Raw genomic sequence first — 8542 nt, forward strand, 5'->3', positions numbered from 1 at the left:
GCGCCCCCCCCCGGGTGGCCGGGCGGGGGGGGCCCCCCCCGCCCCCCCCCCCCACCCCCGGCCGCCGGGGCCGTCGCTCCCGCCGCCACGTTCCGACGGCCCCGGCGGGGATCAGGCCACCTGCTGGCTGCCCGGTGCCGGGGCGCCCGGTCGCCCGGCGCGGTCCGGAGTCCCCGAGCCGGTGACGCGCGTCGACCGGGGGCGCGGGTCGATCCCGGCGGCGCGCAGGAAGTCCGCCGACGACTGGGCCGCCGCCAGGGAGCGCCGGACCCGCGGCCGGGGCACCGCGGTCGCCAGACAGATGCGCTCGATGCGCCAGCCGTGCCAGGCCAACTGCCAGACGACGGAACCCAGGTGCTCCGGCGGCACCACCAGCCGTTCACCGGTCAACAGCCGTCGCACCAGGGCGTCGTCCGCCCCGTACAGGGTGCGCAGGGCGCGCCGGAACCTGCGGCGTTCCGCGGGGGTGAGACCTCCCCACACCCCGTCGGCCTCGGAGTTGTCGACCGCGTGCCGTAGGCAGTCGACCCGTATCGTGCAGCTTCCGCAGATGTGTTTGGCCTTCTCGATGGACTGTTCCCAACGCTCCGATTCCCCTCGGGGGAAGAAGAGTTCGGGCTCGTGGCCGATACAGGCGGCACCCAGGAAGGCGGTGTCGAGAACGGGAACGCGGTCGCGTGGCGGCCGGGAGACGGTCATGGTGCGGTGTCCCTTCGGGCGTACGGTCTGCTACCCGGCCTCTGACGGACTCGCTTCCGGGTGTGTGTGCAAGCCCGAGGCCGAGTGGCTCGGCGCGCGTCGGGAGCCCGGCCCCAGGAGACCCCCGGGGCCGCTTGCGCACCGAGCCTTCGTCCCCAACAACGGATGGCGGGGCGCACCCGTTCACCACGATGGGCGAGGAACTCGTCACGTACCCAAAGGGCTTCACACCACCGCACCCAAGGACCATCGGGGCGCACCGGACGCTTCGGGTGCGCCCGACTCAGTCGGTGCCGGCGGCGGCCCGCTTGATCTCCGGGTAGTCGGTCGTCGCCCCGTCGAGGCCGAGCGCCCGCGCCAGGGCCAGGTGCTCCGGGGTGTTGACGACCCATCCGATGATCCGCAGGTCGGCCTTGCGGGCGCGCTCCACCAGTTCGAGGGTGAGGCGGCGGATGTTCAGCACGAGCGTGCCCGCGCCGACGGCGGTGGCCCGGTCCACCACGTCGAGTCCGTACCGGCTCGCCACCAGCGCGGTGCGCACTCCGGGGACCAGCTGGGAGACCTCCGCCAGGGCCGCGTCGTGGAAGGACAGCACCTCGACCCGCCGGACCAGGTCGCGGGCGTGCATCACGGAGGCGAGGGAACGGGCCGCGGCGACGTCCTTGATCTCTGCCTGGAGCGGGGCGCGCACCGCGTCCAGGACCTCCTCGAAGACGGGGACGCGCTCCCCGCGCCCCGCGTCCAGGGCGCGCAACTCGGCGAGGGTGTGTCCGGCGATGGGACCGCTGCCGTCGGTGGTCCGGTCGACGTCGGTGTCGTGCATGACGACGAGGGCGCCGTCCTTGCTGAGGTGGAGGTCCAGCTCGATGACGTCGAGACCGGCCTCCTCGGCGGCGACGAAGGACCGGAGGGTGTTCTCGGGCTCGACGCCCATGACGCCGCGGTGACCGATGGTGAGGAGGTGCACGGGTGCTCGCTTCCGTCGACGGCGGACGGTCCCGTGCGGTCCACCGGGCAGCGCCCGGCCGCCGCCGGGGTGCCGCCCTGGGGCTCGGCGCAGCCTATCCGCCACCGTGGGCGGGGCCGGAGCGCGGTTCCCCGGACGGACACCGTCGGCCCCTCGACCTTCGAGTGACGGAGCGGAGGCAGGAAGAATCACGGTTGTAATGACCCTGGGCCGGATATTTTCCGGCATCCCCTCTTGCTGTGGAGATCCTTGCCCGCATACGGTGTCCATACGGAAGGTTCTCCCGTGGAGGGTGAGATATGACGGATGTTCTTGTGCAGACGGGTGCGGAGGGGCGGGTTTCTCCGTCGGAGCGGGTGGTCGACCACCCGTCCTGGCCCCTGCTCAAGGCCGCCGTGGAAGAGATCAGGGCCTGGCAGTCGAAGGACGGGTCGATCGACTTCGACGCCGACCACGCGCCGGACCCGGCCAAAGCCGCCGCCGCGGTGGAGCGCGTCGCCGCGGCCGTCGAGTCCCTCTCGCCGTTGCTGGAGCACGACGCCGCCTACCACGCCGCCCTCGTCGCCGATCTGCGACGGTGGGCCGCCGACGGCTTCCGGGTTCCCGACTTCCTCGACTCGCTGTTGGCCTTCCAGCCGGCCGCGCGCCGTGAGCACGGCCTCCAGCACCTGGTCGTCTTCCCCATGTACACGCAGAACGGCAATCCGGACCGCAACCTCGAAGCGGTCGTCCTGCGCATGGTGTGGCCCGACTGGCTCGCCGAGCTGGAGCGCACCCGCTACGACAACCCGCTGTTCTGCGGGATCACCTTCGAGGACTTCACCGCCGGGTACGACACCAACTCCGCCGTGCTCTTCCCCGAGACCATAGCCGTGCGCGAGGCTCCCGAGCGGTTCACCTGGGGCGGCATCTTCTGCGACCGCGAGGCCGCCCGCTTCCGCCGGGTCACCAGCGCCTCCGTGGACCTGCTCGGGCTGGAGCTGCCCCGGGACATCGACGCGATGATCGGCGACCAGGCACGCTGCGAGCAGGCGTTCGTCCTGTGGGACATGGTCCACGACCGTACCCACAGCCACGGCGACCTGCCCTTCGACCCCTTCATGATCAAGCAGCGCCAGCCGTTCTGGATGTACGGCCTGGAGGAGCTGCGCTGTGACCTCACGGCCTTCAAGGAGGCCGTCAAGCTGGAGGCCGACGGCTTCCCGCAGGGGCGTGACGTGCAGTTCGCCGTCCTGTTCGACCGGATGTTCCGCTTCCCGGTGACCGGTGAGCGCGTCCGCAACTACGACGGCCTCGGCGGTCAGCTGCTCTTCGCGTACCTCCACAAGCACGACGTGGTGCGCTGGACCGACAACAAGCTGCACATCGACTGGGACCGGGCACCGCAGGTCACCAACCAGCTGTGCGCCGACATCGAGAAGCTGTACCGGGACGGCATCGACCGCCCGAAGCTCGTCCACTGGTTCGCCGGCTACGAACTGGTGTCCACCTACCTCGCCCCGCACCCCGGCTCCCGCTGGGCCAAGGGCCCCGACGCCCTGGACCTCACCCTGCCGCCCCGCAAGCTCGTGGACGACGTGCTTCCGGACGAGTTTCCCCTGAGCATGTTCTATGAGGCGCTTGCCAAGAAGCTCAAGAGCGTGATCGCCTCGACCAGGGGCATCACCGCGTCCACCCCGGACACCGGGTCCGCCGACCCCGTCGGCACCCGCGAGGTGGCCGCGTGAACCCGGAGGGCAGCCCGGAGGTGAGCACGATGGACGGCAAGGACGCGCTGGACGGTGCGGTGATCGCAGTGGCCGGAGCGGCGGGCCCGGCGGGACGGGCGACACTGCTGCGCCTCGCCGAGGCCGGAGCCACGGTGGTCGGCGCCGACGCCGACGTGGAACGACTGGCCGAGGCGGTCGACGCGGCGCGCTACGCGCACGGCGGAGCCACCGTCACCGGTGAGACCGTCGACCTCCTCGACCAGCCGGCCACCCACGCCTGGGCCGAGCGGATCGAGCAGGAGTACGGGCGGATCGACGGCCTGGTGCACCTCGTCGGCGGTTGGCGGGGCGGCCGGTCGTTCGCCGAGACGGACCTGGCCGACTGGGACCTGCTGGAGAAGCTCCTCATCCGTACCGTCCAGCACACCTCGCTGGCCTTCGAGGGGCCCCTCAAGCGCAGCGACCGGGGACGTTTCCTGCTCATCAGCGCCGCGGGCGCCAGCAGCCCCACCGCGGGGAACGCCGCCTACGCCGCGGCCAAGGCCGCGGCCGAAGCGTGGACGCTCGCCCTCGGCGACGACTTCCGCAAGGCGGGGGACGAGGACGGCCCCGCCGCGGCGGCTGCGATCCTGGTGGTCAAGGCACTGGTGCACGACGCGATGCGCGCCGAGCGCCCCAGCGCGAAGTTCGCGGGCTTCACCGACGTCAAGGACCTGGCCGACCGGATCGTCGGGGTCTGGGAGCGGCCCGCCAGTGAAGTGAACGGAACCCGTCTGTGGCTCACCGAGAAGCCGTGAACCCTCCCCGCACCGACGCGAAGCGCCACCACGATCCGCAGGTCCGCGGTTTCGCCAGCGACAACTACGCGGGTGCCCACCCGGAGGTCATGGCGGCGCTCGCCCTCGCGAACGGCGGCCACCAGGTCGCCTACGGCGAGGACGACTACACCACGCACCTCCAGGGAGTCATCCGCAGCCACTTCGGTGCCACCGCAGAGGCGTTCCCGGTCTTCAACGGGACGGGCGCCAACGTCGTCGCACTCCAGGCGGTCACCGACCGCTGGGGCGCGGTGATCTGCGCGGAGAGCGCACACATCAACGTGGACGAGGGCGGCGCACCGGAGCGGGTCGGCGGGCTCAAGCTGCTCACCGTCCCCACCCCCGACGGCAAGCTCACCCCGGAGCTGATCGACCGTCAGGCATGGGGCTTCGAGGACGAACACCGCGCGATGCCGCAGGTCGTCTCCCTCACCCAGAACACCGAACTGGGCACCGTCTACACGCCCGAGGAGATCCGGGCGATCTGCGAACACGCCCACGGCCTGGGCCTGGTCGTCCACCTCGACGGCGCCCGGATAGCCAATGCCGCGGCCTCGCTGGACGTGCCGATGCGCACCTTCACCAACGCCGTCGGCATCGACCTGCTGTCCCTCGGCGGCACGAAGAACGGCGCGCTGTTCGGCGAGGCCGTGGTGGTGCTGAACCCCGACGCGGTGCGCCGGATGAAGCACCTGCGCAAGCTATCCATGCAACTCGCCTCCAAGATGCGGTTCGTGTCGGTGCAGCTCGAAGCGCTGCTCGCCAAGGACCTGTGGCTGCGCAACGCCCGGCACGCCAACGAGATGGCCCGGCGGCTGGCCGAGGGCGTCCGGTCGGTGCCCGGTGTGGAGATCCTCCACCCGGTACAGGCCAACGCGGTGTTCGCCCGGCTGCCCCACGACGTGAGCGAGCGGCTTCAGAAGCGCTACCGCTTCTACTTCTGGGACGAGACCGCCGGGGACGTGCGGTGGATGTGCTCGTTCGACACCCGTGAGGACGACGTCGACGGGTTCCTGGCGGCGCTCAAGGAGGAGATGGCGCGCTAGGTGCGGTGGGTGATGCCGTGGCGCCGCTCTCCCCGAGTTATGCATTGAAGTTCGATGGGCAGCATACCTATGCTTAGGTGTGCAGCTCATTCAGGATTCCCGGGAACTGTCCGCCTACCTCGCGGCCGACGAGGTCATCGACCATCACCATCCACAGGTGCGCCAGGTGGCCGCCGAGCTGGGTTGTGGAGTGCGTGAACCGCATGACTATGCGAGGGCTGCCTACGTATACGTACGGGACCGGATTCCGCACTCGGCGGACGCGGGGGATCTACGGGTCACCTGGCGCGCCTCCGACGTGCTGGCCCTGCGGACGGGCATCTGTCACGCCAAGTCGCACGCCCTGGTCGCCCTGCTGCGGGCGGGCGACGTCCCGGCCGGCCTCTGTTACCAGCGCCTCACCGAGGACGACGGCACCGCCCCGCTCATCCACGGCCTGGTGGCCCTGAAGCTGCCCGGGTGTGACGGCTGGCTCCGGCAGGACTCCCGCGGCAACACCGGGAACATCGACGCCCGGTTCTCCCTGGAGCGGGAGCGGCTGGCCTTCCCCGTCCGTCCGGAGTCCAGCGAGGTGGACTACCCGGTCTTGTATGCTGCACCGCATCCAACGGTGCTGCGCGCCCTCAAGGAGGCGCCGGACCGCCCGGCGCTGTGGCAGACCCTGCCCACCGCACTGTGAGGCGCACCCACCGTCCCGAACCGAACCACGGCAGGCAAGGCAGACCATGACCATCACGCTCACCGTGTCCGACGAGGTCCACGCCCTCGTGCCGGGCTTCACCCGTGTCGCCATCGAGGCGCAGGGACTCGTCAACACGCCCAGCACCGAGGCGACCTCGGCCCTGCTGGACGACGCGGCCCGGCGCCTCGCGACCCGGCTCGACGGGCGGGCGCCCCACGAGGACCCCCACATGGTCGCCTGGCGCGCGGCGTACACCGCCTTCGGCGCCAAGCCGTCCCGCACCCGCAACTCCGCGGAGGCGCTGGCCAAGCGTGCCCTCTCGGAGGCCGGACTGCCCCGGATCAACGCACTGGTCGACGTGTACAACGCGATCAGCGTGGCCCATCTGGTGCCCGTAGGAGGGGAGGACGCCGACCGGATCCAGGGTGGCATGCGACTGCTCCGGGCGCGGGGCGACGAGGAGTTCCCGACCGCTGCCGGAGGCGAGCGGGTCATCGAACATCCGGAACCCGGCGAGGTCGTCTGGTGCGACGACGCCGGGGTCACCTGCCGTCGCTGGAACTGGCGTCAGGGCGCACGCACCCAGCTCACCGAGGAGTCCGGCTCCGCTCTGTTCCTGCTGGAGGTCCTGGAGCCGATGGGCGCTGCCGGTGCCGAGGCGGCCGGCGCCGAGCTCGCGGAACTGGTCCAGAAGGTGAGCCCCGGCGCACGGCTCACCGTCCACCCGCCGGTCACCGGCTGACTCGACCGGGTGCCCGCCGGCCGACACCCGGTCGGTGCGGGCGGCGGAAGGCCGTGGTGGCCGGGGTCAGCTGGCTTCCGCCGCCTTGACCGCCTCCGGGGTGGGCGCGGTTCCGCCGAGGTGTGCGGGCATCCACCAGGTGTCGTCCGGGCCCTTGGGGCGGACCGGGTAGGCGCGCTGTGCGGCTTCGAGGAGTTCCTGCACCTGACCGCGCAGCCGGCGCGTGATCGCCCCCGCGTACTGGTCGCGCGGGGCCTCCAGCGGCTCGCCCACCCGCATGGTGACGGGAATGTGCTCACGCCGGAAGTTGCGCGGGTGCCCCTTGGTCCACAGGCGCTGCGTCCCCCACAGCGCCATCGGGACCAGCGGCACGCCCGCGTCCTGAGCGAGTCGTGCGGCACCGGACTTGAAGCTCTTGAGCGTGAACGACTGCGAGATGGTCGCCTCCGGGAACACCCCGATGATCTCGCCGTTCCGCAGTGACTCCAGCGCGTGCTGGTAGGCGTCCTCGCCCTTCTTGCGGTCCACCGGGATGTGCTTCATCCCGCGCATCAGCGGCCCCCCCACCTTGTGGCGGAACACCGACTCCTTCGCCATGAAGCGCACCAGCCGCTTCTGCGGGAGCGCGGTGAGCCCACTGAAGATGAAGTCCAGGTAGCTGATGTGGTTGCTGACCAGCACCGCCCCTCCGGTACGCGGAATGTTCTCCGAACCCTTGCAGTCGATCTTGAGGTCAAGGGCTTTGAACATCGTCAGGGCCATGCCGATGACGGGGCGGTACACAAGCTCTGCCATGGGACGAGGAAGGCCCTTCTGTCTGCCTGGGAGGGGGAGGTCCCGGCGGGAAGTTACGCAGCCGTAGGTTTTCCGGCCTGCGCAGATCGTGCCCGAAGAACGGTGCGGGGGCCAGTCCTGGTGCCCGCGCAGCGCGAGATCCTCGTCACGTTGCTGAAAGGTACTGTTTCCCGGAATCGGGCGACTAAGCGGGGGGTCCGGGTTCGGCCGTTCGGGGGGTGCGGAGGCCCGGCGGACGGAGGGCGGGGAATCCGGCTGCCGCACGGGATGTTTCCGCAGGTGGAGGGGCACGCGAACGGGCGCGGACCCATCGGGCGGGGGCGTCGGACCGCCCGCTTCGCAACAGGAGGCGCGGGAGTGCGGGACATGGACGGTGTGACCTCGGAGAGCACTCCGGGAAGCCTCGACGCGGCACAACTCGGCGCGGCCCTGGGGGAGCGGGCGACGCTGGTCCAGTTCTCCACCGCCTTCTGCCAGCCCTGCCGCGCCACGCGTCGGGTGCTCGCCCGGGTGGCGGGCATGGTCCCGGGCGTGCGGCACGTCGAGATCGACGCCGAGGAGCACCTCACGCTGGTCCGGGCCCTCGGCATCGTCCGGACGCCGACCGTGCTCGTCCTCGACTCCGGTGGGGCGGTCATCCGCCGGGCGACCGGTCAGCCCCGCCCGGCCGATGTGATCGCCGCCATCGCCGAGACCGTCTGACGTTCCGGGGCGGCGGGGTGCACCGGAGCAACCCCGGGTGCCGGTCCGGCAGGGCATTGCCCACCTCACATTCCAAGCGCTTGTTCAGCCCCTCCCTCAGATGTCTACTGATGAGTAATATCGTGCTGGACGCGGCCCTGCCGCGACCGGAAACGGCTACTTCCGGCACCTATGCTGCGGAAGTCCAGCCGGAAGTGACGACGTGCTAGGAGTGTTCGCTGTGAGCTTGCGGATCGTTGTGTGTGTGAAGTACGTGCCGGATGCTGCGGGTGAGCGGGGGTTCACCGAGGAGGGTGTGGTGGATCGTGAGGGGGTGGATGGGTTGTTGTCGGAGTTGGATGAGTATGCGGTGGAGCAGGCGTTGCGGTTGGGGGAGGCGGTT

9 protein-coding genes and 1 pseudogene are annotated in these 8542 nt (G+C 71.0%); 7 read left to right on the plus strand and 3 right to left on the minus strand.

Annotated features, from left to right (window positions below; all coding sequences use genetic code 11):
- Nucleotides 1–111: 111 nt before the first annotated feature.
- Together ACFV88_RS35730 and ACFV88_RS35735 are read right to left on the minus strand one after the other, a co-directional pair.
- Nucleotides 112–699, minus strand: coding sequence for a WhiB family transcriptional regulator (locus tag ACFV88_RS35730; RefSeq protein WP_385496392.1), 588 nt, complete (start codon nt 697–699; stop codon nt 112–114).
- 283 nt (nt 700–982) lie between these two features.
- The gene (locus tag ACFV88_RS35735) at nt 983–1666 is read right to left on the minus strand and encodes a glycerophosphodiester phosphodiesterase (protein ID WP_385496393.1); all 684 of its coding nucleotides are present in this window, start codon (nt 1664–1666) and stop codon (nt 983–985) included.
- A gap of 299 nt (nt 1667–1965) precedes the next feature.
- Here ACFV88_RS35735 and ACFV88_RS35740 point away from each other — a divergent pair, with 299 nt between their 5' ends.
- The 5 genes from ACFV88_RS35740 (at nt 1966) to ACFV88_RS35760 (ending at nt 6663) form a co-directional block, all read left to right on the plus strand.
- Nucleotides 1966–3393: a DUF6421 family protein gene (locus ACFV88_RS35740; RefSeq protein WP_385496395.1), complete on the plus strand. Its 1428-nt coding sequence runs from the start codon at nt 1966–1968 to the stop codon at nt 3391–3393.
- A 29-nt stretch (nt 3394–3422) separates the two neighbouring features.
- Nucleotides 3423–4172 carry an SDR family NAD(P)-dependent oxidoreductase gene (locus ACFV88_RS35745; RefSeq protein WP_385496401.1) on the plus strand — a complete coding sequence of 250 codons (750 nt, stop codon included), beginning with the start codon at nt 3423–3425 and terminating at the stop codon, nt 4170–4172.
- Complete coding sequence (locus ACFV88_RS35750) at nt 4169–5239, plus strand: threonine aldolase family protein (protein WP_385496396.1); 1071 nt, start codon at nt 4169–4171, stop codon at nt 5237–5239. The genes ACFV88_RS35745 and ACFV88_RS35750 overlap by 4 nt, the downstream gene beginning before the upstream one ends.
- Nucleotides 5240–5318: 79 nt before the next feature.
- Entirely contained in the window at nt 5319–5918 is a 600-nt protein-coding gene (locus ACFV88_RS35755) for a transglutaminase family protein (protein ID WP_385496397.1), read from the plus strand.
- 46 nt (nt 5919–5964) lie between these two features.
- On the plus strand, nt 5965–6663 hold the full coding sequence (locus ACFV88_RS35760; protein ID WP_385496398.1) for a B3/4 domain-containing protein: 699 nt from the start codon (nt 5965–5967) through the stop codon (nt 6661–6663).
- A 66-nt stretch (nt 6664–6729) separates the two neighbouring features.
- On the opposite strand, the gene ACFV88_RS35765 is transcribed toward ACFV88_RS35760, so the two are convergent.
- Nucleotides 6730–7458, minus strand: coding sequence for a lysophospholipid acyltransferase family protein (locus ACFV88_RS35765; RefSeq protein WP_385496399.1), 729 nt, complete (start codon nt 7456–7458; stop codon nt 6730–6732).
- Between the two features lie 366 nt (nt 7459–7824).
- Between ACFV88_RS35765 and ACFV88_RS35770 the strand changes: the two genes are divergently transcribed.
- Together ACFV88_RS35770 and ACFV88_RS35775 are read left to right on the plus strand one after the other, a co-directional pair.
- Complete coding sequence (locus tag ACFV88_RS35770) at nt 7825–8160, plus strand: TlpA family protein disulfide reductase (protein WP_385496400.1); 336 nt, start codon at nt 7825–7827, stop codon at nt 8158–8160.
- A gap of 220 nt (nt 8161–8380) precedes the next feature.
- A pseudogene (locus ACFV88_RS35775) lies at nt 8381–8542 on the plus strand (electron transfer flavoprotein subunit beta); the annotation flags it as partial.

The sequence above is a fragment of the Streptomyces sp. NPDC059816 genome (assembly GCF_042732055.1).
In the GTDB taxonomy this organism is placed as follows: domain Bacteria; phylum Actinomycetota; class Actinomycetes; order Streptomycetales; family Streptomycetaceae; genus Streptomyces.